A 23,362-nucleotide genomic window follows, 5' to 3' on the forward strand; every position below is an offset into this window, starting at 1 on the left:
CTGGCGAGATGCCTCTCATCGCGCTCACCGGCGGCATCGCCTCGGGAAAGTCGACCATCGCACGACGACTCGCAGAGCTCGGAGCGGTCGTCGTCGACGCCGATCAGATCGTGCGCGACGTGCAGGCGCCAGGCTCCGCGGTGCTGGCTCGGATCGAGGAGGTGTTCGGCGCCGACGTCATCGCGGCGGGCGGCGCACTCGATCGTGCGGCGCTGGGCGCCAAGGTGTTCGGCGATCCCGAGCAGCTGTCGCGGCTGAACGCGATCGTGCACCCCGCGGTGCGTGCCGAGTCGCAGCGTCGATTCGAGGCGGCCGCCTCCGCTGATCCCCAGACGGTCGTCGTGTACGACGTCCCTCTTCTGGTCGAGGCGCGGGTCGATGACCCGTGGGATCTGATCGTCGTCGCCCATGCACCGGCAGACGAGCGCCGGCGGCGGCTCGTCGAGCTGCGGGGCATGGCGGAGCAGGCGGCGCAGGAGCGGATCGACGCGCAGGTGTCGGACGAGCGTCGGCTGGCGATCGCCGACGAGGTCATCGACACCTCGGGTTCTCTGGAGCAGACGATCCGGCAGACCGACGCCCTGTGGGAGCGGATCCGCTCGTCGTGACCTTCACCGGTCACACGCCGGGGTCTCCCGCCTATCGGCGTCTCATCGTCGGACTGTTCTTCGCCGGCATCGCGACGTTCGCGCAGCTGTATTCGCCGCAGGCCGTCCTGCCGCAGCTCTCGTCGGACCTCGGGATCACGCCTGCCAGCGCGGCACTGGCGGTGTCGGCTGCGACGCTCGGACTGGCGGCAGCCGTCATTCCGTGGTCCATGGTGGCAGATCGCATCGGACGGGTCCTCGCCATGGGGATCGGCATCCTCACTGCGACCGCTCTGGGGCTTCTCGCGCCGCTGAGCACCGGCATGGAGATGCTGTTGGCACTGCGTCTGCTCGAGGGCGTGGCGCTCGGTGCTGTGCCCGCAGTGGCGCTCGCGTATCTCAGCGAGGAGGTGAGAGCACGCGATGCCGCGACAGCGGCGGGGAGCTATATCGCCGGCACGACCGTGGGCGGCCTGATCGGTCGTGTTCTGTCCGGAATCGTGGGTGAGCCGTGGGGATGGCGCGCGGGCATCTGGACCGTCGCCGGTGTGTGCGCGGTGGCAGCCGTCCTGTTCCTCTGGCTGACCCCGAAGGCGCAGGGATTCGTGCCCGGTCGTTTTCGCGACGACGCGACACCGGGGATGCTCGCACGGCTGGCGGTGCCGCTGCGCTCCCTGCCGCAGCTCGCGCTGTACATGCAGGGCTTTCTTCTCATGGGGGCCTTCGTCGCGGTCTACAACTACCTCGGGTTCCACCTGATCGACGCGCCGTTCGCCCTTCCGGGTTGGGTGGTCACGCTGCTCTTCCTGGCCTACCTCGCGGGCACCGTGTCGTCACCGACGGCGGGCGCGCTCGCATCCCGCTTCGGTCGGTATCCGGTGCTGCTGTTCTCGATCGCAGTGATGGCTCTCGGCGCCCTCGCGATGCTCGGCCAGAGCCTCTTCGTGGTGATCGTCGGGCTGCTGCTCTTCACCGGCGGCTTCTTCGGCGCGCATGCCGTCGCCTCGGGGTGGGCTCCCGTCGCAGCCGCTCCTGACAGCAGGGCGCAGGCATCGTCGCTCTACTACTTCGGCTACTACGCGGGCTCGAGTCTCTTCGGATGGGCGCTGGGGTTCGTGTTCGGCACGGCTGACTGGGCGTGGTTCGTGGCGGCGATCGTGGCGATGTGCGCGGTGTCCGCCGCGCTGGCCGCACGCGCCCTGCGGTCGACGCCGACCGGCCGCGTATGATCGCGAAGCGGCGCATCGTCATCGTCATTCGCTGCCGCTGCCGCTGCCGCTGCCGACCGGGAGGATCGCCCTCATGCGCATGACCTATCTCGCCGCCTACGATCGTGAGCTGCGCACGGATGCCGAGGTGGCGCACGCGCTCAGCGTGGCGGCGCACGGCCCGCTGCGACTCGCCGTCTTCCCTGGCGGTCGGGGGTTCGTGTCGTACTCCGACCTCGATGGCCGCGACTCAGCCGACATCGAGGAGCTCATCGACGTCGCGCTCGCGCACTTCGCGACCCTCAGCGGCATCGATTCGATCGAGTGGAAGACGCGAGGGCATGATCGTGCCCCAGGGCTCGGCCAGGCTCTGGAGCACCGTGGATTCGTGCCGGAGGAGGAGGAGTCGGTGATGATCGGCGAAGCGGCAGCGCTCGCCCACCCCGTGGACCTTCCCGCAGAGGTGGAGCTCCGGCGCGCGCGCACCGAGGCCGAGGTGTTCGCGATGGAGGAGATGCAGGGGAGGGTCTTCGGCGACCCGCGGTGGCGCGTGCGCGTCGAGACGACGCTGCAGCGCATTCGGGAGGATGACACCGTGGAGGTCTGGACGGCCGTGGCTGACGGAGAGGTGATCAGCGCTGGACGCCTGGAGCCCGTGGCAGGCACCCGCTTCGCCGGCCTGTGGGGCGGAGCGACGCTGCCCGAGTGGCGGGGGCGAGGGATCTACCGAGCGCTGACGGCAGAGCGCGCGCGATCCGCCCTCGCACTCGGCAAGCTGTACCTGCAGTCGGACTGCACCGAGTTCTCGCGGCCGATCCTCGAGCGCGCAGGACTCGTCAAGGTCTCGACCACCACTCCTTACGTGTGGACGCGGCCGACTGACTGATCGGCGCCGCCCTCTCGACGCCTGCGCGCCAGACGGCGCACACCCACGATGACGACGATGACGAGGCCCACCAGCAGCAGGGCGGCCACGACGGGGATGACGATCGCCGTGAACGCGAGCATGAATGACGCCCCGTCCTCAGCCGTGCTCAGGACAGGAGCCGCAAGGCCGCCGGTCACGGTGTTGGCGGCGACTCGCGCCGTCGCTTTCACGATGTGCACGACCAGGGCGATCGCGATGCCGGAGACCACCGGCACCCAGGCGTTGTCGGTGAAGAAAGCGGCAGGGTCGTCGACCGCGATCGTCTGCGCACCCGAGCCCGCGCCGAAGGCGATACCTCCGGATGCCGGACGAAGGATGCTCTGGATCACGTCGTTCACCGAGTCGAGCGCAGGGATCTTGTCGGCGATGATCTCGAGCAGCAGGAGACCTCCGAGGATCCAGAGTGCGAGGTCGCTCGAGAGCCATGACCACGACGACGGCAGCACCACGGCGGGCAGCAGCCGATCGGCCAGACCGAGCAGGAACAGCGGCATCCAGGCGTTGAGGCCAGCGGACGCGGCGAGACTGGTGCCGATGAGGAACTCGATCACGCCCCCACTCTAGGCGGACGCCGCTCGTGGCCCCGATGTCGGTGGCCCGGCATACGCTGGTGGTATGCAACCTACGCGCAGCGTCCGCCCTTTCGAGGTCATCAGCGATTACGCGCCCGCCGGCGACCAGCCCAAGGCCATCGCCGAACTCGCATCGCGCATCAACGCCGGCGAGACCGACATCGTCCTGCTTGGAGCGACCGGCACGGGAAAGTCCGCGACCACCGCCTGGCTCGTCGAGCAGGTGCAGCGCCCGACGCTCGTCCTCGCGCACAACAAGACGCTCGCCGCACAGCTCGCGAACGAGTTCCGCGAGCTGATGCCCAACAACGCCGTCGAGTACTTCGTCTCCTACTACGACTACTACCAGCCTGAGGCGTACGTGCCCCAGACCGACACCTTCATCGAGAAGGACTCCTCGATCAACTCCGAGGTCGAACGACTGCGCCACTCGACCACCAACTCCCTGCTGAGTCGGCGAGACGTGATCGTGGTCTCCACGGTGTCCTGCATCTACGGCCTCGGCGCGCCGGAGGAGTACCTCAGAGCGATGGTCGCGCTCCAGGTGGGTGAGCGGTACGACCGCGACGCGCTCATCAGGCAGTTCATCTCGATGCAGTACAACCGCAACGACGTCGACTTCTCCCGGGGTAACTTCCGCGTGCGGGGCGACACCATCGAGATCATCCCCGTCTACGAAGAGCATGCGATCCGCATCGAGCTGTTCGGGGATGAGATCGAAGCGCTCTACTCGTTGCACCCGCTGACCGGCGAGGTCATCGAGAAGCTCGACTCCGTGCCGATCTTCCCCGCCTCGCACTACGTCGCGGGCACCGACGTGATCCAGCGCTCCATCGGCACGATCGAGCACGAGCTCGAAGAGCGGCTCAAGGAGTTCGAGCGTCAGGGGAAGCTTCTCGAGGCCCAGCGCCTGCGGATGCGCACGACCTTCGACCTCGAGATGCTGCAGCAGCTCGGCTTCTGCTCGGGAATCGAGAACTACTCCCGGCACATGGACGGCCGTCAGCCCGGCGAGCCACCGCACACGCTGCTCGACTTCTTCCCCGACGACTTCATGCTCGTGATCGACGAGTCGCACGTCACGGTGCCGCAGATCGGCGCGATGTACGAGGGAGACGCTTCCCGCAAGCGCACACTCGTCGACCACGGCTTCCGGCTGCCGAGCGCGATGGACAACCGGCCACTCCGGTGGGACGAGTTCAAGAACCGGATCGGGCAGACGGTGTATCTGTCGGCGACCCCCGGCAAGTACGAGATGGGCATCGCCGACGCCGTGGTCGAGCAGATCATCCGCCCGACCGGTCTGGTCGACCCGCACATCGTCGTGAAGCCGTCCAAGGGCCAGATCGACGACCTTCTCGAAGAGATCAGGCTGCGTGTCGAGCGCGACGAGCGAGTGCTCGTGACGACGCTCACCAAGAAGATGTCCGAAGAGCTCACGGACTTCCTCGGCGAGCACGGCGTGCGCGTGCGGTACCTGCACTCCGACGTCGACACCCTGCGACGAGTCGAGCTGCTCAGTGAGCTGCGGGCAGGCGTCTACGACGTCCTCGTCGGAATCAACCTGCTGCGTGAAGGACTCGATCTGCCCGAGGTGTCGCTCGTCGCGATCCTCGACGCCGACAAGGAGGGCTTCCTGCGATCGGGCACGTCGCTGATCCAGACGATCGGCCGAGCGGCGCGCAACGTCTCGGGCGAAGTGCACATGTACGCCGACAGGATCACCGACTCGATGGCCAAGGCGATCGAAGAGACCGATCGACGACGCGAGAAGCAGGTCGCCTACAACGTCGAGCACGGAATCGACCCGCAGCCGCTGCGCAAGCGGATCGCCGACATCACCGAGGTGCTCGCCCGCGAAGGCGCCGACACCGCTGCGATGATGTCCGGCCGCGGGCGTGCGACAGGTAAGGGCAAGTCGCCGACGCCCAACCTCCGGCGCACCGGTATCGCCGCCGAGGGCGCTCAGCAGCTCGAAGCCGTCATCCAGGACCTCTCCGACCAGATGCTGGCAGCGGCCGCTGAGCTCAAGTTCGAGCTCGCCGGACGACTGCGTGACGAGGTGCAGGACATGAAGAAGGAGCTGCGGGCCATGGAGAAGGCCGGCCACGCCTGACGGCACGGGAGCGACCAGGATGGACGCATCAGGAGAAGAGCTCGCCGATCGAGTGAGAGCCCTTCTGACGCTCGACGGGAACGTCGAGGAGAAGCGGATGTTCGGCACGCGCGCATTTCTTCTCGGCGGTCACATCCTCGTCGGTGCGCGCGCAGGCGGGGTGCTGCTCGTTCGTGTCGATGAAGAGCACGGGGCCTCGCTGATCACCCGGCCTGGGGTCGCGCCCGCGGTCATGGGTCCGCGGACGATGGGGACCGGCTGGCTCGACGTGTCCCCCAGCGTGCTCGCCGACGATGCTGACCTTGCTGCCTGGCTCGACATCGCACGTGAAGACGCAGCGCGAGACGACTGAGAGCGCGTCTCAGGGGCAGTGGACGAGAGTCTTCGGACCCGACCGGTCGATCTCGTGGTCGCTCATCGGCGCGCCGCACAGCGGACAGGCGCGTTCGGCGCGTTCGGACGGGGTCGGCGGGGGAGTCTTCTCGTAGGGGCCGACCGAGGCCGGGCCCGCGAAGCGGATCAGATTCGAGTTGAACCAGGCATACAGACCTCCGGCCTCGCGGATCCGAGTGCGGAGCGGAGGACGATCATCAGAACTGGCCATGTTGCTTAGTGTACTAACTATTAGTGTCAATGTATATTCGAATCCGTGACCGCAACGGACGACCTGCTCAAGCTCGACAACCAGCTCTGCTTCGCTCTGGTGACCGCAGCGCGCAACGTCGTGGCGATCTACCGGCCGATTCTCGAACCCCTCGGGCTCACGCATCCGCAGTATCTCGTGATGCTGGCGCTCTGGGAACGGGCGCCGAGACCACTGAACGACCTCGCGGCCGATCTCGCGCTCGAGCCTGCGACGGCGTCGCCGCTGGTGAAGCGGCTGGAGGCCGACGGTCTGGTGGCGAGACAGCGCAGTGCCGAGGACGAGCGGCGTCTCGACATCACGCTCACGGACGCCGGTCGGGCTCTGCGTGACCGAGCCCTCGACGTTCCTCACCAGGTGATGGCCGCAGTGGGAATGGACCTGCAGCAGATCGCGGCACTCCGCGACGGGTTGTCGGCGTTCGCGGGGCGCCGTTCAGCCCAGGAGTGACCGCGTCATAGGGTGTGGGCATGCCGATCGAACACCAGACGCGTCCTGCGCGCCGGAGTGTCGATCGGCTGGTGCTGCCTCTCGCCGTGGTCGTCCTCTTCGTCGTGGCGATGATCGCTTCCGCGATCCAGGGCCGGCCGACGTTCCGCCCCGCCGAGCCGATTCCGGCTGGCACAGCGGAGCCTCTGCCCACGGTCGAACCGGGTGGGACAGGACTCCCCAAGCCGGTGGAGACCGAACCCACGAGCGCCGCGGTCGCGCAGATTCTCACCGGGATCCTGATGGTGCTGGTGGCGGCCGGGATCATCGCGCTCCTCGTGATCGTCGCCAGAACCCTGCTTCGCGCATGGCGAGAGCGCCCGCTCCGGCGCCGCGACGCATCCGTGGTCGCATCCGAGGTCGATCAGCTCGCGTCGACGCCGACGGCTGACATCGCGGCAGGGGTGATGCGACGAGGGATCGCCGGGGCGCTGGCGACGATCGATGAGCGTGTCACGGCATCCGATTCCATCATCGCCGCGTGGATCGGGCTCGAGGAGAGCGCGGCGGACGCGGGGGTGACACGAGCCGCGAGCGAGACCCCGGGGGAGTTCGTGGTGCGGATCATCACTCTGCGGCCGGGTGTCGCCGGCGAGGCCGCGGCGCTGCTGCGCCTCTATGAGAGCGTCCGCTTCGGAACCCGGGTGGCCGACGAAGATGATCGGGCCTCGGCTCGTCGGTCCCTGCGGTGTATCGAGGAGGTGTGGCGATGAGCGCCCCGAGAACACTTCTCTCGATAGGGGCGGCGGTCGTCGCGGCTCTCGCCCTGCTCGGCTTCGGCTTCGCCTGGCCGTTCGTCATCGGCTGGAGTCTGCTCGTCTGTGCGGTCGGTCTGCTCGGACAACTCGTGATGCCGCTCGAGCCGGGCGTCGACGCCCCGCGCATTGAGGCGGAACGCCATCGTCGGCCGACCGAGATCTCCCGGATGGCGTGGGCGCTGAACACGCGCACCGGCATCGCCGGACAGCAGATCACCCGCCGCGTGAGCGCGATCCTGCGCCATCGGCTGCTGCGCCGGGGAGTCGATCCTGAAGACCCGGAAGACAGCGCGCACCTCACCGCGCTGATCGGACCCGAGCTCTGGGACCGGCTGACAGGTCCCGCGCCGACGATCGTCGACATCGAACGTGCGCTGGATGCCGTCGATCGACTGAACCCCGAATCACCCGGCGCGCCGTCGCTCGCGCCGCACGCCCCGACCATCGGCCAGGGGCGGCCCTCGCTGTTCCGTCGATCAAGGAGATGACATGACGACCGCCGCAGAGATCGCCGACACCGGAGCCAGGATCCTCGATGCAGTGAGGACCGTCGTGGTGGGCATGGACGACCCTGTCGAGATCGCGCTCGCGACGATCCTCGCAGGTGGTCACGTACTGTTCGAGGACGTGCCCGGTCTGGGCAAGACCCTCGCCGCGCGCAGTCTCGCCTCTGCCCTGGGGCTGTCGTTCCGCCGGTTGCAGTGCACCCCTGACATGCTTCCGGGCGACGTGACCGGGTCATACGTGTACGCACCGGACTCAGGGGACTTCGTCTTCCGGCCGGGACCGATCTTCACCGGTCTGCTGCTCGCCGACGAGATCAACAGGACCACCCCGAAGACCCAGTCGGCGATGCTCGAGGCGATGGCGGAGCGACAGGTGACGGTCGAGGGCAACAGCTTCGCGCTCCCGGCACCGTTCCATGTGATCGCGACATCGAATCCGATCGAGTACGAGGGCACCTACGCGCTTCCCGAGGCGCAGCTCGACAGGTTCATGGTGCGGCTGTCCGTCGGCTATCCGGGGGCGGAGAACGAGGCGCGGATCCTGGAGAATCGGCTGAGCCGACGACAGGAGGCGACCCACGTCGCCCCGGTGATCGACGCCGCGCAGCTCGTCGCCCTGCAGGACGCGGTCGAAGCCATCCACGTCGATCAGGACATCTCCCGCTACTGCGTCGAGATCACGCGCGCCACGCGGAATGCGCCGAACGTCGAGGTCGGGGCCTCGCCGCGAGGTTCGCTCGGTCTGCTGCTGCTCGGACGAGCTCTGGCAGCGTTGGACGGCCGCGACTTCGTGCGCCCTGACGACATCAAGCGCATCGCCGTGCCTGTGCTGGCCCATCGGCTCACCCTCACTCCGCAGGCGTGGGCTCAGGGCGCTTCGGCGTCGGATGTGGTTCGATCGGTCGTCGGTCAGGTGGCGGTGCCACCGACTGTCGGGGTGCTCGGATGACGGGTGCTCCCGACGGGGGGCGTCGTGGGCCGGTCCTGCCGGTGGCGATCGGCGGCGCTGTGCTCCTCGCCGTCGTCGGCCTGCTGTCGGCCCGCCCCGACATCGCGGCCATGGGGCTGCCCCTCGCTCTCTGGAGCGGGTTCGCCATCGCACGAGGCACCGCGGGCGGCGAGGCGAAGGTCTCGATCGTTGCGATGCCGGGGCCGGAGGGCGAGCTGCTCACCTCGATCGCCGTCGAGAGTGATGCGGAGGCCGTCGAGATGGTGATCGTTCAGTCGGAACGTCGCACCAGGCGCGTGATCGTGCCCGGTGGCGGCTCATCCGTGACGGCACGCAGCAGGGTCTTGCACTCCGGGCCGGCGATTCCCGTGCAAGCCTCGGCGAGAGGGTTCTCTGTCGAGGGGGCGGCGCTCGCGACGACGTCAGCTGTCGTCGCCGCCGGACGCCAGGTGGCACCGCCCCGTCGACCGCTCGATGCGCTGCCGCTGCCCCGACGGCTGACCGGGGCGCACGGTGCTCACGAGGGCCGCCGTCAGGGCCAGGGTGGCGACTTCAGAGACATCCACGCTTTCGCTCCGGGCGACGAGCTCCGCCGCGTGGACTGGCGGGCCACGGCGCGGATGGCCCGCAGGCCAGGGGATCTGCTGGTTCGACGGACCAACACCCTCAGCGACTCCTCCGTCGTGATCGCGATGGACACGTCGGAAGACCTCGGCGAAGTGGTCTCGTCGTGGGGGAGCGGCGACTTCGAACGCAGCGGCGTGACATCTCTCGACCTCGCGCGGGAGGCCGCCCGCGCGATCGCCGACTCCGCCATCGGCGCAGGCGACCGCGTCGCGCTGCACGTGCTCGTGCACGGGGGCCGGTCGCTGCGCAGCGGCAGCGGATCGAGGCACCTCTCTCGCCTGGTGGCGGCCATCGCCGCGACCGGGCAGGCGCGAGACGACGCGACCTTCCGCCGGACGCCCCCGGTGCCGCACGGCTCCGTCGTCTTCGTGCTGTCGACCTTCTTCGAGGGCGCGGCGGCACAGACGGCGCTGATGTGGAGGGCGAGCGGCCATCGAGTCGTCGCGATCGACGTGCTCCCGCCGCTCGACCGCACGCGTCTCACGCGCGCGCAGCTCATCGGGCTTCGCACCGTGCTGGCCGAGAGGGAGAACGTGTTCGCCGATCTGCACGGCGCCGGAGTCGATGTGATCACCTGGGCCGATGATCCGTCATCGGCGCTGCTCGCGATCGCGAGGGCGCGCCGATGAGGGCGAACGACTCGCTGCAGACCGATCCTGCGGTCTCCTGGCTCGTCGTGCGGGGCGCGCTCGTCGCCGCTGTCGCCGTCGGCGCTGCCGCGCTGTGTCCGGTGATCGGGTGGCAGGTGGCCGCGGTCGTGCTCGCGATCGTCGCTGCTGTTCTTCCGCAGACGTTCGCTGCGTGGGGATCAGTCGGCTGCCTCGTGATCGGGATGCTGATCTCGGAGCCCGATCTCGGGCGGGCGATGATCGCGGTGCTCGTCGTGCAGCTGATCCACGTGCTGATGTCGCTCTCTCTCGTGATCCCCGCAGGGTCCCGCGTGGTGATCGCCGCGCTCCGGCCCAGTGGGCTGCGGCTGCTCGTCGTCCAGGTGATCGCTCAGCCGGTGACCGTCGTCGTGATGGTCGTCGGCGGAGTCGCCGCGCAAGGATCGACGTCGACCGTGCCGTGGGCAGCGGTGGCCGGTGCCGGAGCCGTCGTCGCGCTCACGGCGACCCTGCTCGTGAGGGCGAACCGCCGAGCACCGTGAGGTGATGCCTTCCCTGTGAGCCCTCACGGAGCCAATGTCGGTGGCCCCTCGTAGACTTGATCAGTGCCTATCGTCCCGGTTGCAACCCCAGGAAAACTCAGCGTTCGCGGTGCCCGCGTACACAATCTGAAGAATGTCGACATCGACATCCCACGCGACTCCCTCGTCGTGTTCACCGGCCTGTCCGGTTCGGGAAAGTCCAGTCTCGCGTTCGACACGATCTTCGCCGAAGGGCAGCGTCGCTACGTCGAGTCGCTGAGCGCCTACGCGCGCCAGTTCCTCGGCCAGGTCGACCGGCCAGACGTCGACTTCATCGAGGGGCTCAGCCCCGCGGTCTCGATCGATCAGAAGTCGACCAACCGCAACCCGCGGTCGACGGTCGGCACGATCACCGAGATCTACGACTACATGCGTCTGCTCTGGGCGCGCATCGGCATTCCGCACTGCCCAGAGTGCGGTGAGCGCATTCAGCGACAGACCGTGCAGCAGATCGCCGACCAGCTGATGGAGCTGCCCGAGCGCACGCGCTACCAGATCGTCGCGCCCATCGTCTCCCAGAAGAAGGGGGAGTTCGTCGATCTGTTCCGCGAACTGGGGGCCAAGGGGTACTCCCGCGCGATCGTCGACGGAGATCTGATCCAGCTCGCCGAGCCGCCCACGCTGAAGAAGAGCTACAAGCACGACATCGCAGTGGTCGTCGACCGTCTGGTCGCGGCCGACGACATCCTCGGTCGCGTCACCGACTCCGTCGAGACCGCACTCGGACTCGCCGGCGGCGTCGTGCAGGTGAACTTCGTCGACGGAGAGGGCGACGACGCCTGGCAGTCGTTCTCCGAGAAGCTCGCATGCCCGAACGGGCACGCTCTGTCCCTCACCGAGATCGAGCCGCGCACCTTCTCCTTCAACGCGCCGTTCGGTGCCTGCCCCGCCTGCTCGGGTCTCGGCACCCGGATGTCGGTCGACATCGACCTGATGCTCGGCGACGAGGAGCTCTCCATCCGCGAGGGCGCGATCGTGCCCTGGACCACTCAGGGCAAGGGCCTCTTCCAGTACTACGAGCGTCTGCTCGAGGGGCTCGCCGACGACCTCAAGTTCTCGCTCGACACCCCGTGGCAGGACCTCAGGGTCGACGTGCAGGATGCGATCCTCCGCGGCGACAACTACAAGGTCACTGTCAAGTTCAAGAACCGGTACGGGCGCGAGATGCGCTACGCATCCGGCTTCGAGGGCGTCGTCCCCTACATCGAGCGGCAGTATGCGCAGGCCGAGTCCGACACGCAGCGCTCGCGCTGGGGCGAGTACCTCCGCGAGGTTCCGTGCCCCGTGTGCGACGGCAACCGGCTCAAGCCCGAGGTGCTCGCGGTGCAGGTGCACGGCCACTCGATCGCTGAGGTCTCGCACCTCAGCCTCGCCGATGCGCGCTCGTTCATGGAGACACTCACTCTCACCGATCGCGAGGCGAAGATCGCAGCCCAGGTGCTGCGCGAGATCCGCCTGCGACTCGATTTCCTGCTGCAGGTCGGGCTCTCGTATCTCAACCTCAGCCGCTCGGCCGGATCGCTCTCGGGTGGTGAAGCACAGCGCATCCGCCTCGCCACGCAGATCGGCTCGGGCCTCACCGGTGTGCTGTACGTGCTCGACGAGCCTTCGATCGGTCTGCACCAGCGTGACAACCGTCGACTGATCGACACCCTTCTGAAGCTCCGCGACCTCGGTAACACGCTCATCGTCGTCGAACACGACGAGGAGACCATCGAATCGGCCGACTGGGTCGTCGACATCGGGCCTGGCGCGGGAGTGAACGGCGGCGAGGTCGTGCATTCCGGGTCGTACGAGGCACTCCTGAACGAGCCGAACTCGATGACGGGACAATACCTCTCCGGTCGTCGCGAGATCCCGACCCCGGCGAAGCGTCGCAAGCTCGACAAGAAGCGCATGCTCAGCGTCGTCGGCGCCCGCGAGAACAACCTGAAGAACGTCAGCGTGAACTTCCCGCTGGGTGTTCTCACTGCGGTCACCGGAGTGTCCGGATCGGGCAAGTCCTCGCTGGTCAACGACATCCTGTACCAGGTGCTCGCCTCACGGCTCAACGGCGCCCGCACGGTTCCGGGAAAGCACACCCGCGTCTCCGGTCTCGACAATCTCGACAAGGTCGTGCACGTCGACCAGGCGCCGATCGGTCGCACCCCGCGCTCGAACCCGGCCACCTACACCGGCGTCTTCGATCGCATCCGTTCGCTCTTCAGCGAGACGCCCGAGGCGAAGGTCCGCGGGTACCAGCCCGGACGCTTCAGCTTCAACGTCAAGGGCGGGCGCTGCGAGGCGTGCTCGGGAGACGGCACGATCAAGATCGAGATGAACTTCCTGCCCGACGTCTACGTCGACTGCGAGGTCTGCCACGGCAAGCGCTACAACCGCGACACGCTGTCGGTGCACTACAAGGGCAAGAACATCGCCGAGGTCCTCGAGATGCCGATCGCCGAGGCTGCGGAGTTCTTCGAGCCCATCCAGGCGATCCACCGCTACATGAAGACCCTCGTCGACGTGGGCCTCGGCTACGTGCGTCTCGGTCAGTCGGCGACGACCCTGTCCGGTGGCGAGGCGCAGCGCGTCAAGCTCGCCACCGAGCTCCAGCGTCGCAGCAACGGGCGCAGCATCTACGTGCTCGACGAGCCGACCACGGGGCTGCACTTCGAAGACGTGCGCAAGCTCCTCGAGGTGCTGAACGGACTCGTCGACAAGGGCAACACCGTGATCGTCATCGAGCACAACCTCGATGTCATCAAGTCCGCCGACTGGGTGATCGACCTCGGACCGGAGGGCGGGTCAGGTGGTGGAGAGATCCTGGCGACCGGCACCCCCGAGCAGATCGCGCGAGTCGAGGACAGCCACACGGGCCAGTTCCTCGCCGAGATCCTGGGTGAGGGGCGCTCTGCGCGGAAGGCCAGCTGATGGCCGACGTCCTGCCGTACAAGCCGCGGGTCGGTGAGATCCCCACCAACCCCGGCGTGTACCGCTTCCGCGACGCCGACGGACGCGTGCTCTACGTCGGCAAGGCGAAGAACCTGCGTCAGCGTCTGTCGAACTACTTCGCGCCGCTGCGCACGCTTCACGAGCGCACGCGGCGCATGGTCACCACGGCGTCTTCGGTCGAGTGGACCGTCGTCCCGACCGATGTGGACTCGCTGCAGCTGGAGTACATGTGGATCAAGGAGTTCGATCCGCCCTTCAACGTCCGCTACAAGGACGACAAGTCCTACCCGTTCATGGCCGTGACACTGGGCGATGAGGCGCCGCGCGTGATCGTCACCAGAAACCGCAAGATTCCTGGTGCGCGCTACTTTGGTCCCTACCCGAAGGTCTGGGCCGTGCACGAGACGATCGACTTGATGGTCAAGGCGTTCCCGATCCGCACCTGCAGCGACTCCAGCTACAAGCGCGCGATGCAGACGGGGCGTCCGTGCTTTCCGGGGCAGATCGGCAAGTGCGGCGGACCATGCTCGATGACGGTCACCATAGAAGAGCACCGTGCGATGGTCGACGACTTCGTCGCGTTCATGGCCGGAGGCGACGAGCGCTTCACTCGGGAGCTGACGAAGCGGATGCTGGCCGCCTCCGCCGCGATGGACTACGAGGCCGCGGCCAGATTCCGCGACAAGCTCACAGCGATCGAGGCGGTGCTCGGCAAGAGCGCGCTGGTGCTCGCGACCGACGAGGATGCCGACCTGTTCGGAATCGCGGAAGACGAGCTCGCCGCGGCCGTGCAGCACTTCGTGATCCGCGGCGGGCGCGTGCGAGGCGTCCGTGCGATGACGATCGAGAAGGAGATCGACATCTCGACCGCCGACCTCGTCGATCAGGTGCTGCAGCGCGCGTATGGAGATGCTCAAGATGTGCCGCGGCGAATCATCGTGCCGACGTTGCCAGACGACGCGGCCGAGCTCGAGGTGTGGCTGCGCGAGCGGCGAGGCAAGAAGGTCGAGATCGCCGTCGCCCAGCGGGGTCAGCGCGCCGACCTGATGCGCACCGCGACACTCAACGCGCAGCAGGCGCTGATCCGCTACAAGACCCGTCGCACGAGCGACTACATCGCGCGCACGCAGGCTCTGACGGATCTGCAGGAGGCGCTGGGGATGTCGGAGGCGCCGCTGCGCATCGAGTGCTTCGACATCTCGCACCTCGGCGGCACGAACGTGGTGGCATCGATGGTGGTCTTCGAAGACGGGCTGCCTCGAAAAGACCAGTACCGTTCGTTCAACATCGCCGAGACCACAGACGACACCGACTCTATGTACCAGGTGCTGCGTCGTCGTCTCGCCTACCTCGATCGTCCTGAGGAGGCCGAAGAGCCCGCAGCAGCCGTGGTGATCCCCGGAGAAGCGGGAGACGACCTCGAGGAGGTCGTCGTCGAGGTCAAGCGCAAGCCCCGCTTCGCCTACCCGCCGCAGTTGCTGCTGGTCGACGGCGGGCAGCCGCAGGTCGAGGCAGCCGCGCGCGCACTCCGAGACGCCGGTCACACCGAGATCGCGGTGTGCGGCATCGCCAAGAGGCTCGAGGAGATCTGGCTCCCAGGGGACGACTTCCCGGTGATCCTGCCGCGCACCAGCGAGTCGCTCTACCTGCTCCAGCGGCTGAGAGACGAAGCCCACCGATTCGCGATCACGCACCAGCGCAAGCGGCGCAGGAACGACATCACGTCGATCCTCGCCGAGGTGCCGGGGCTCGGTGCATCGCGGATCAAGGTCCTTCTCAAGCACTTCGGATCCGTCACCGCACTGCGGTCTGCACCGCCTGAGGTGATCCAAGAGGTGCAGGGCATCGGGCCCGTGCTCGCTGAGAACATCCATACGCATCTCTCCACTCGCTAGGCTGGGGCAAGCGGGGGAGAAGGAGTAACCATGACTGACGGGGACAAAGGCGAGTTCCTCATCGTCACGGGCATGTCGGGCGCAGGGCGCACGACGGTCGCGAACGCACTCGAGGACCTCGGCTGGTATGTCGTAGACAACCTTCCGCCGCAGATTCTCCGTCCGTTGCTGGATCTCACCGACATGGGCGGCAACGCCTTGCCCAAGGTCGCCGCGGTGGTCGATGTCCGAGGACGCAACCTCTTCGACGATTTCCCCGGCGTGGCGCGGGCGTTGCGATCGCGCGGTTCAGTGCGTGTGCTGTTCCTCGACGCGTCCGACGACGTGCTCGTGCGTCGATTCGAGGCGGTCCGCAGGCCGCATCCGCTCCAGGGAGATGGCACCCTGCTCGACGGCATCCGTATCGAGCGCCTCCGACTCGCGCCGATCCGCGAGTCGGCCGACCTCGTGGTCGACACCTCAGCGCTCAACATCCATCAGCTCGCCACGCAGGTGTCCGACCTCTTCTCTGAAGAGGGTGCAGCGCGGCACCGTGTGACGCTCATGAGCTTCGGATTCAAGTACGGTCTTCCGACCGATGTCGACATGGTCGCCGACATGCGCTTCTTGCCCAATCCCTTCTGGAACGAAGAGCTCCGCGGCCTGACGGGTCAAGACGAATCGGTGAAGAACTACGTGCTCTCGCGTGAAGGCGCCGCAGAGTTCCTCGACGCCTATACCGCGGCGCTCACCCCGGTGCTCGAGGGGTACCAGCGCGAGAACAAGAGCCACTCGACGATCGCGATCGGCTGCACCGGCGGAAAGCACCGATCCGTCGCCATGGTGGAGGAGCTCGTTCGTCGGCTCGCGTCCGTGCCCGGAGTGGCCGTCAACGTGCGTCACCGGGACCTCGGCAGGGAATAGCAGGAGCCTCCGTCAGAGTAGGCTGGAGGTTTGCGCCGCGATCCGGCGCGTGAGCGTAGAGGAGTGTCGTGGCACTAACCACCGACGTCAAAGCTGAGCTTGTCAGCATCCGTAATGCACCCCCGACGGTGCGTGTCGCGGAGGTCACCTCTATCCTTCGGTTCGCCGGAGGGCTGCACTCGATCGCCGGGCGGGTTGCCGTCGAGGCGGAGGTGGATGCCGAGATCCTCGCGCAGCGTGTCGCGCGCGACCTCGCAGAGATCTACGGTGTTCGGCCCGAGATCGCCCAGGTGCAGTCGAGCACGGCGAACGACGGAGCGCGGTGGGCTGTCAGGGTGATCGCGTCGGGGGAGACCCTCGCACGCCAGACCGGTCTGCTGGACCAGCGTCGTCGCCCGGTCCGTGGCCTCCCCAACCGTCTCACCACCGGCTCTCGCGCCGAGGTGGCCGGTCTGTGGCGTGGAGCGTTCCTCGCCGCGGGAACCCTGAGCGAACCGGGTCGCTCGGCCATGCTCGAGGTCGCCTGCCCGTCGTCTGAGGCCGCGATGGCACTCGTCGGCGCCGCACACCGCCTCGGAGTGGCTGCGAAGGCACGCGAGGTGCGCGGTATGCCCCGCGTCGTCGTCCGCGAGGGTGAGGCCATCCGCACCATCCTCAGCGAGATGGGTGCGCAGAAGACCGCTGTCGCCTGGGAAGAGATGCGCCAGCGCCGCGAGGTGCGGGCGGGGGTGAACCGTCTCGTGAACTTCGATGACGCCAACCTGCGTCGTTCCGCGCAGGCCGCAGTCGCCGCCTGCGCCCGCGTCGAGCGCGCTCTCGAGATCCTCGCCGACGAGGTGCCCGACCACCTCAAGGTCGCCGGCGAGCTGCGCCTCGCGCACCGGGATGCGAGCCTCGACGAGCTGGGTCACCACGCCGACCCGCCGATGACGAAGGATGCCGTCGCCGGCCGCATCCGCCGCCTTCTGGCCATGGCCGACAAGCGCGCCCAGCAGGAGGGCATCCCGGGAACCGAGGCCGCCGTCCCCGCAGGGCTCGACGTCTGACCAGCACAGAACTCTCAGAAGCGAGGCGGCCCCGATCAGGGGCCGCCTCGCTTCGTCATACGGAGGAAGGATCCGGGACAGCCGTGCGTTGTCGTCACTAGGATGAGTTACGTCCGCTCTTCGCCGCACATCGGCGGCGCAGAGGATCGGCAAGCGCCGCGGCGCGGCGCGGATTGGATGAAAGCGACATGGCGACTTACACGCTCCCCGACCTTCCCTACGACTTCGCAGCCCTCGAGCCGCACATCAGCGGCAAGATCATGGAGCTGCACCATGACAAGCACCACGCGACCTACGTCGCCGGCGCCAACACCGCCCTCGAGCAGCTCGCCGAGGCCCGCGACAGCGGCAACCTCGCGAACGTGAACAAGCTCGAGAAGGACCTCGCGTTCAACCTCGGCGGTCACGTCAACCACTCCATCTTCTGGACCAACCTCTCGCCGACCGGTGGCGGACAGCCCGAAGGCGAGCTCAAGGCCGCCATCGATGAGTTCTTCGGCTCGTTCGAGAAGTTCCAGGCGCACTTCACCGCGAACGCCCTCGGAATCCAGGGCTCCGGCTGGTCGGTGCTCAGCTGGGACTCGATCGGCCAGCGTCTGATCATCCAGCAGCTTTTCGACCAGCAGTCGAACACCGCGGCCGGCACCGTGCCGCTGTTCCAGCTCGACATGTGGGAGCACGCCTTCTACCTCGACTACCTCAACGTCAAGGCCGACTACGTCAAGGCCGCGTGGAACATCGCCAACTGGGAGAACGTCGCGCAGCGCTTCGAGGTCGCCCGCGAGAAGACGAACGGCCTGCTGGTACTGTCGTAATCGGGTCGCGTCCCGACGGGCCAAGTCTCGTCGGGACGCCATCTCAGCCAAAAACCCCCGCGCATCGCGTAAGCACTTTTGCTGCGCACAGCGCACGAGAAACAGGGAGACCTGAGTGTCTGTCAAGATCGGTATCAACGGCTTCGGCCGCATCGGACGCAACTACTTCCGCGCGGCTCTCGCGCAGGGAGCGGACATCGAGATCGTCGCTGTCAACGACCTCACCGACAACAAGACCCTTGCCCACCTTCTGAAGTACGACTCTGTGGGCGGTGTCCTCGACGCTGACATCAGCTACGACGACGAGAGCATCACTGTCAACGGCAAGACGATCAAGGCGTTCGCAGAGCGCGACCCCGCAGGCCTCCCGTGGGGCGAGCTGGGCGTCGACATCGTCATCGAGTCGACCGGCTTCTTCACCAAGGCCGAGGCGGCCAAGAAGCACATCGATGCGGGCGCCAAGAAGGTCCTCATCTCGGCTCCGGGCACCGGCGTCGACGGCACGTTCGTCATGGGCGTGAACGAGGACAAGTACGACCCGGAGACGCACCACATCATCTCCAACGCCTCCTGCACCACGAACTGCCTCGCGCCGCTGGCCCAGGTCTTCAACGACGCGTTCGGCATCGACCGCGGCTTCATGATGACCGCTCACGCCTACACCGCAGATCAGAACCTGCAGGACGGCCCGCACAGCGACCTGCGCCGTGCACGCGCCGCTGCGATCAACATCACGCCCGCCTCGACCGGTGCCGCCAAGGCGATCGGCGAGGTTCTGCCCGAGCTCCAGGGCAAGCTGAGCGGCTCGTCGTACCGCGTTCCGGTTCCCACCGGCTCGATCGTCGACCTGACGCTGATCACGGACCGCGAGAACCTCACGGTCGAAGAGGTCAACGAGGCGTACAAGAAGGCTGCTGCCGAGGGACGCCTCGCCGGCTTCCTGCAGTACAACGAAGACCAGATCGTCTCGAGCGACATCGTGCACAACCCGCACTCGTCGATCTTCGACTCGACGCTGACCAACGTCAGCGGCAACCTGGTCAAGGTCTCGAGCTGGTACGACAACGAGTGGGGCTACTCCAACCGTCTCGTCGACCTGACCGAGTACGTGGCCGAGCGTCTCTGAGACACCTCCCATGACTCTGCGCACCCTGGATTCACTGGGTTCGCTCGAGGGCAAGCGCGTCATCGTCCGTTGTGATCTCAACGTCCCCCTGCGGGATGGGATCATCACGGACGATGGCCGTGTCCGCGCCTCGTTGCCTACCCTCAACGCACTGATCAACGCGGGCGCCCGCGTGGTCGTGTGCTCGCACCTCGGACGCCCCGACGGTGCGCCCGACCCGCAGTACAGCCTCGAGCCGGTCGCCCAGCGCCTGTCCGAGCTGCTCGGCAAGCCGGTCGCGTTCGCGCGCGACACCGTCGGCGAGTCGGCGCAGGAGGCCGTGGCCTCGCTGGAGGACGGCGGCATCGTCGTCATCGAGAATCTGCGGTTCAACCCGGGGGAGACCTCGAAGGACGATGCCGAGCGCGGCGCCTTCGCGGCCCAGCTCGCAGAGCTCGGAGACGTGCTCGTCTCCGACGGATTCGGTGTCGTGCACCGCAAGCAGGCGAGCGTCTACGACCTCGCCGAACTGCTGCCTTCGGCTGCCGGTCTGCTCATCGCGGCCGAGCTCGATGTGCTCGACCGTCTCACCGAGAACCCCGAGCGCCCGTATGCGGTGGTGCTCGGCGGGTCGAAGGTGAGCGACAAGCTCGGCGTCATCTCGCACCTGCTGCCTCGCGTGGATCGCATCCTCGTCGGTGGCGGAATGCTGTTCACCTTCCTGAAGGCGCAGGGCCACGCCGTGGCATCCAGCCTCCTCGAAGAAGACCAGCTCGAGACCGTGCGCGGCTACATCGCCGAGGCTCAGGAGCGCGGCGTGGAGCTGGTGCTCCCGACCGACGTCGTGGTGGCATCCTCGTTCTCGGCAGATGCCGACCACGAGGTGACGGCCGCTGATGCCATCGAGAGCACAGCTTTCGGAACCTCGGGCATCGGCCTGGACATCGGTCCGGAGACCGCCGCGCGGTTCGCGGAGGTCATCCGCGAATCGAAGACGGTGTTCTGGAACGGACCGATGGGCGTGTTCGAGTTCCCGGCGTTCGCCGGCGGCACGAAGACCGTCGCGCAGGCGCTCACCGAGGTCGACGGCCTCAGCGTCGTCGGCGGTGGTGACTCTGCCGCGGCCGTGCGTCAGCTCGGCTTCACCGACGACCAGTTCGGTCACATCTCGACCGGTGGCGGCGCAAGCCTCGAGTTCCTCGAGGGCAAGAAACTACCCGGCCTGGAGGTGCTCGGATGGGCGTAAAGACCCGCACCCCGCTGATCGCGGGAAACTGGAAGATGAACCTCGACCACCTGCAGGCGGTCGCGTTCGTGCAGAAGTTGCACTGGACTCTCAAGGATGCCAAGCACGAGGACGGATCGGTCGAGGTGGCGGTGTTCCCGCCCTTCACCGACATCCGCAGCGTGCAGACGCTGATCGACGCGGACAAGATCCCGTTCGCGCTGGGCGCGCAGGACATCTCGGCACACGACTCCGGTGCGTACACCGGCGAGGTGTCGGGAGCGTTCCTGGCGAAGCTCGACGTGAAGTACGTCATCATCGGGCACTCCGAGCGTCGCGAGTACCACGCGGAGTCTGACGACGTCGTGGCGGCCAAGACGAAGGCCGCGCTCAAGCACGGCCTGTCGCCGGTCATCTGCGTCGGTGAGACCGCTGAGGACCTCGAGAAGTTCGGCGCCAGTGCGGTTCCGGCCGGGCAGCTCGAAGCCGCTCTGCAGGGGCTCTCGAAGGATGCCGACATCGTGGTGGCGTACGAGCCCGTCTGGGCCATCGGCTCCGGACAGGCCGCGACGCCTCAGCAGGCGCAGGATGTCTGCGCCGCGCTGCGCAAGGTGATCGCCAAGGTCCTCGGTGGCGACGCTGCGGCGCGCACCCGGATCCTGTACGGCGGATCGGTCAAGGCGGCCAACATCGCCAGCTTCATGCGTGAGCCCGATGTCGACGGCGCGCTGGTCGGAGGCGCGAGCCTCGTGGTCGACGAGTTCGCCGCGATCATCCGCTTCGAGAAGCACGTAGGCGTGTGAGTGTGGCGGGGCTTCGGCCCCGCCGCACCGTATACTTGACCGTTACCGGGGCAATCCTGCCCCAGCGAAAGGCTCTTCCTCGTGGAAATTCTCGAGTTCGTCCTGCAGGTGGTGCTGGGCATAACCAGCGTCCTGCTGACTCTCCTCATCCTCCTCCACAAGGGTCGCGGTGGCGGCCTCTCCGACATGTTCGGTGGCGGAATGACGTCGGCTGTCGGCTCGTCGGGTCTCGCTGAGCGCAATCTCAACCGCTTCACCGTGGTCCTCGCTCTGGCGTGGTTCGTGGCGATCGTGGCGCTCGGTCTCATCACGAAGTTCGAGGTGATCTGATGGCTACCGGCGGCAATGCGATCCGAGGAACCCGTGTCGGTTCCGGCCCCATGGGCGAGCAGGACCACGGCTACCACGCCGACCGCATCGCGGTCTCGTACTGGGACGGTCTCGGCAATGAGACGGTCCGCTACTTCGCCGCGGGGCTTCCTGAAGAGGAGATCCCCGAGACGATCGACCACCCCCAGTCCGGCCTGCCGGCCGGTCGCGACAAGGCGAACCCGCCTGCGCTCGCGAAGCCGGAGCCGTACAAGACCCACCTCGCGTATGTGAAGGAGCGTCGCACCGACGCAGAAGCCGTCCAGCTTCTCGAGGATGCGCTCACCCAGCTTCGTGAGCGTCGAGGTCAGTGACCTCGATCTGATCTCTTGACAGAAGCCGCCGCGATCCGATCGCGGCCGCTTCTCTCGTCTGCGGCGTGCGTGCTCACCGGCACCCGTACGCGGCGTCAATATAGGACTGGGGCGGGTAGCCGTAGGCCCAGACGCCGTTGGCGTCGTCGGTGAAGCCCATGCTGATCGCCCAGGCGGTCGCCCATTTCTCGATGCTGTCCTGGGTCGACGAGTCGTACATGTCCTCGCATTTCACACTGATCGCATGGCCGACCTCGTGGGCGACGAGAGCCTTGCTGCGGTCGGCGGGCCATTGCTCCGCGACCGAGTTCGACAGCTCGATGGCTGCGCGGTCGGGGTCGTCCCACCACCACGTCGTGAGCCCGCCCATGCTGCCGTTGTAGCCCGCGTTGTTGACGACCTGGTTCCAGTCGAACTCGAGCAGCACGCCGGGGGCGAGCGAGCGAGCGAACGCCTCGATCTCCGTGCGCGCGGTCTGCAGAGGTCCTGCCTTCTCGGCGAGTTCGATCTGTTCGGTCGCCACGACCTGTGCCGCGGCGTCCTGCAGCGACACCAGCGTCTCGACCGCCGATCGGTCGAGGATTGTCGTGTCGGATGCTCGTGATGCGGCGTCGCGCAGCGCGATCACCGCATCGTTCTTGGCGGAGAGATGCGCGGACTCGAATGCCGGTGCGGAATCGGCCGCAGAACGGAGGACGGCCGCGCCGGCGTCGGTCACTGCCGTACCGGCGGCCGTCAGCGGGGGCGTCGCGCTGTCGAGGTCGGCAGCCAGATCGTCGAGGTCGCGCGTCTGCGCGGCGAGTTCTCCGGATGCTGCGAAGAGCTCCCAGAAGGCGCCGGGTTTCGCTTCTGCAGCCGGCAGGTCCTGGTCGAGAAGATCCTCCGCGGGGGTCACGACCTCGCGGGCATCGGTCGCGGCGGACGACAGCGCATCTCGCGCTGCTGGAGCGACGAGGACGCCCGAGTCGGTCTGCACGAGCGTGTCGGCGATACCGAGAGTGGATTCGAGCGCGCCGAGCTCCTGTCGGAGCGCCTCCCCGGTGCTCGCGGTCGTGGCTCGGCTGGCGTCGAAGTCGGCGCGCGCTTCGTCATAGCCGAGGCTCGCAGTGATCTGGAGCAGCCCGACCGTCACTGCGACGACCATGACCGCGACAGCGCCCAGAATCAGCCCGGGGCGTCGCTGCCGGCCCCTCGGTGTCGCCTTCGGCGCGCTGGCGAATCGCGGGGGGAGCGCGTGGCCTCCGATGGCGGAGGAAGCCACGTCGACGGGTGCAGTCATGCGGTGGGGACCTCCGTGGGGAACCGGCGTACCACGACTCTAATGAGTGCGTCGCCTCGCAGAAGAACTCCCGGGGAAGAACAAAGGCCCCCGCTGATCGCG

General features: G+C 67.5%; 24 protein-coding genes. 21 read left to right on the forward strand and 3 right to left on the reverse strand.

Features of this window, described 5'->3' with window-relative positions:
* Window positions 1-8 precede the first annotated feature (8 nt).
* From coaE to RQG82_RS11735, 3 genes are all read left to right on the forward strand, one after another.
* A complete protein-coding gene (coaE, locus tag RQG82_RS11725) occupies window positions 9-608 on the forward strand; it encodes a dephospho-CoA kinase (protein WP_311259258.1) in 600 nt (199 codons plus the stop codon).
* Window positions 584-1,816: an MFS transporter gene (locus RQG82_RS11730; protein WP_311259259.1), complete on the forward strand. Its 1,233-nt coding sequence runs from the start codon at window positions 584-586 to the stop codon at window positions 1,814-1,816. Before coaE ends, RQG82_RS11730 begins: the two co-directional genes overlap by 25 nt.
* Window positions 1,817-1,889: 73 nt before the next feature.
* Window positions 1,890-2,681 (forward strand): GNAT family N-acetyltransferase, encoded by a 792-nt coding sequence (locus RQG82_RS11735; protein WP_311259260.1) that lies wholly within the window; start codon window positions 1,890-1,892, stop codon window positions 2,679-2,681.
* Here the strand turns inward: RQG82_RS11735 and RQG82_RS11740 are convergent.
* A complete protein-coding gene (locus tag RQG82_RS11740; protein WP_311259261.1) occupies window positions 2,654-3,274 on the reverse strand; it encodes a DUF4126 domain-containing protein in 621 nt (206 codons plus the stop codon). The genes RQG82_RS11735 and RQG82_RS11740 overlap by 28 nt on opposite strands.
* 64 nt (window positions 3,275-3,338) lie before the next feature.
* Between RQG82_RS11740 and uvrB the strand changes: the two genes are divergently transcribed.
* Entirely contained in the window at window positions 3,339-5,411 is a 2,073-nt protein-coding gene (gene uvrB, locus RQG82_RS11745) for an excinuclease ABC subunit UvrB (RefSeq protein WP_311259262.1), read from the forward strand.
* A 19-nt stretch (window positions 5,412-5,430) separates the two neighbouring features.
* Entirely contained in the window at window positions 5,431-5,763 is a 333-nt protein-coding gene (locus tag RQG82_RS11750) for a TfoX/Sxy family protein (protein ID WP_311259263.1), read from the forward strand.
* A gap of 9 nt (window positions 5,764-5,772) precedes the next feature.
* On the opposite strand, the gene RQG82_RS11755 is transcribed toward RQG82_RS11750, so the two are convergent.
* Entirely contained in the window at window positions 5,773-6,015 is a 243-nt protein-coding gene (locus RQG82_RS11755; RefSeq protein ID WP_311259264.1) for a hypothetical protein, read from the reverse strand.
* A gap of 45 nt (window positions 6,016-6,060) precedes the next feature.
* Between RQG82_RS11755 and RQG82_RS11760 the strand changes: the two genes are divergently transcribed.
* The 16 genes from RQG82_RS11760 (at window position 6,061) to RQG82_RS11835 (ending at window position 21,981) form a co-directional block, all read left to right on the forward strand.
* Window positions 6,061-6,504, forward strand: coding sequence for a MarR family transcriptional regulator (locus RQG82_RS11760; protein WP_311259265.1), 444 nt, complete (start codon window positions 6,061-6,063; stop codon window positions 6,502-6,504).
* Window positions 6,505-6,524: 20 nt separating this feature from the next.
* Window positions 6,525-7,256 carry a DUF4129 domain-containing protein gene (locus RQG82_RS11765; RefSeq protein WP_311259266.1) on the forward strand — a complete coding sequence of 244 codons (732 nt, stop codon included), beginning with the start codon at window positions 6,525-6,527 and terminating at the stop codon, window positions 7,254-7,256.
* Complete coding sequence (locus RQG82_RS11770; protein WP_311259267.1) at window positions 7,253-7,789, forward strand: hypothetical protein; 537 nt, start codon at window positions 7,253-7,255, stop codon at window positions 7,787-7,789. The genes RQG82_RS11765 and RQG82_RS11770 overlap by 4 nt, the downstream gene beginning before the upstream one ends.
* A gap of 1 nt (window position 7,790) precedes the next feature.
* Window positions 7,791-8,756 (forward strand): MoxR family ATPase, encoded by a 966-nt coding sequence (locus RQG82_RS11775; protein ID WP_311259268.1) that lies wholly within the window; start codon window positions 7,791-7,793, stop codon window positions 8,754-8,756.
* Window positions 8,753-10,012: a DUF58 domain-containing protein gene (locus RQG82_RS11780; RefSeq protein ID WP_311259269.1), complete on the forward strand. Its 1,260-nt coding sequence runs from the start codon at window positions 8,753-8,755 to the stop codon at window positions 10,010-10,012. Before RQG82_RS11775 ends, RQG82_RS11780 begins: the two co-directional genes overlap by 4 nt.
* Entirely contained in the window at window positions 10,009-10,533 is a 525-nt protein-coding gene (locus tag RQG82_RS11785) for a hypothetical protein (protein ID WP_311259270.1), read from the forward strand. Before RQG82_RS11780 ends, RQG82_RS11785 begins: the two co-directional genes overlap by 4 nt.
* Window positions 10,534-10,596: 63 nt before the next feature.
* Complete coding sequence (gene uvrA, locus RQG82_RS11790) at window positions 10,597-13,485, forward strand: excinuclease ABC subunit UvrA (protein WP_311259271.1); 2,889 nt, start codon at window positions 10,597-10,599, stop codon at window positions 13,483-13,485.
* Window positions 13,485-15,401 carry an excinuclease ABC subunit UvrC gene (gene uvrC / locus RQG82_RS11795; protein WP_311259272.1) on the forward strand — a complete coding sequence of 639 codons (1,917 nt, stop codon included), beginning with the start codon at window positions 13,485-13,487 and terminating at the stop codon, window positions 15,399-15,401. Before uvrA ends, uvrC begins: the two co-directional genes overlap by 1 nt.
* A gap of 30 nt (window positions 15,402-15,431) precedes the next feature.
* Window positions 15,432-16,304, forward strand: coding sequence for an RNase adapter RapZ (rapZ, locus tag RQG82_RS11800; protein WP_311259273.1), 873 nt, complete (start codon window positions 15,432-15,434; stop codon window positions 16,302-16,304).
* A gap of 68 nt (window positions 16,305-16,372) precedes the next feature.
* Entirely contained in the window at window positions 16,373-17,350 is a 978-nt protein-coding gene (whiA, locus tag RQG82_RS11805; RefSeq protein WP_042540784.1) for a DNA-binding protein WhiA, read from the forward strand.
* Between the two features lie 188 nt (window positions 17,351-17,538).
* A complete protein-coding gene (locus tag RQG82_RS11810) occupies window positions 17,539-18,165 on the forward strand; it encodes a superoxide dismutase (RefSeq protein ID WP_311259274.1) in 627 nt (208 codons plus the stop codon).
* A gap of 115 nt (window positions 18,166-18,280) precedes the next feature.
* The gene (gene gap / locus RQG82_RS11815; RefSeq protein ID WP_311259275.1) at window positions 18,281-19,291 is read left to right on the forward strand and encodes a type I glyceraldehyde-3-phosphate dehydrogenase; all 1,011 of its coding nucleotides are present in this window, start codon (window positions 18,281-18,283) and stop codon (window positions 19,289-19,291) included.
* Between the two features lie 10 nt (window positions 19,292-19,301).
* Window positions 19,302-20,516: a phosphoglycerate kinase gene (locus tag RQG82_RS11820; protein WP_311259276.1), complete on the forward strand. Its 1,215-nt coding sequence runs from the start codon at window positions 19,302-19,304 to the stop codon at window positions 20,514-20,516.
* The gene (tpiA, locus tag RQG82_RS11825; protein ID WP_311259277.1) at window positions 20,507-21,298 is read left to right on the forward strand and encodes a triose-phosphate isomerase; all 792 of its coding nucleotides are present in this window, start codon (window positions 20,507-20,509) and stop codon (window positions 21,296-21,298) included. Before RQG82_RS11820 ends, tpiA begins: the two co-directional genes overlap by 10 nt.
* Window positions 21,299-21,379: 81 nt before the next feature.
* Window positions 21,380-21,628: a preprotein translocase subunit SecG gene (gene secG / locus RQG82_RS11830; protein WP_042540779.1), complete on the forward strand. Its 249-nt coding sequence runs from the start codon at window positions 21,380-21,382 to the stop codon at window positions 21,626-21,628.
* The gene (locus RQG82_RS11835) at window positions 21,628-21,981 is read left to right on the forward strand and encodes an RNA polymerase-binding protein RbpA (protein WP_042540778.1); all 354 of its coding nucleotides are present in this window, start codon (window positions 21,628-21,630) and stop codon (window positions 21,979-21,981) included. The genes secG and RQG82_RS11835 overlap by 1 nt, the downstream gene beginning before the upstream one ends.
* Window positions 21,982-22,054: 73 nt before the next feature.
* Here RQG82_RS11835 and RQG82_RS11840 read toward each other — a convergent pair whose 3' ends face one another.
* Window positions 22,055-23,260, reverse strand: a complete 1,206-nt coding sequence (locus RQG82_RS11840; protein ID WP_311259278.1) for a hypothetical protein — start codon at window positions 23,258-23,260, stop codon at window positions 22,055-22,057.
* Window positions 23,261-23,362 lie beyond the last annotated feature (102 nt).

The organism is Microbacterium sp. WCS2018Hpa-9, assembly GCF_031843745.1.
GTDB lineage: Bacteria > Actinomycetota > Actinomycetes > Actinomycetales > Microbacteriaceae > Microbacterium.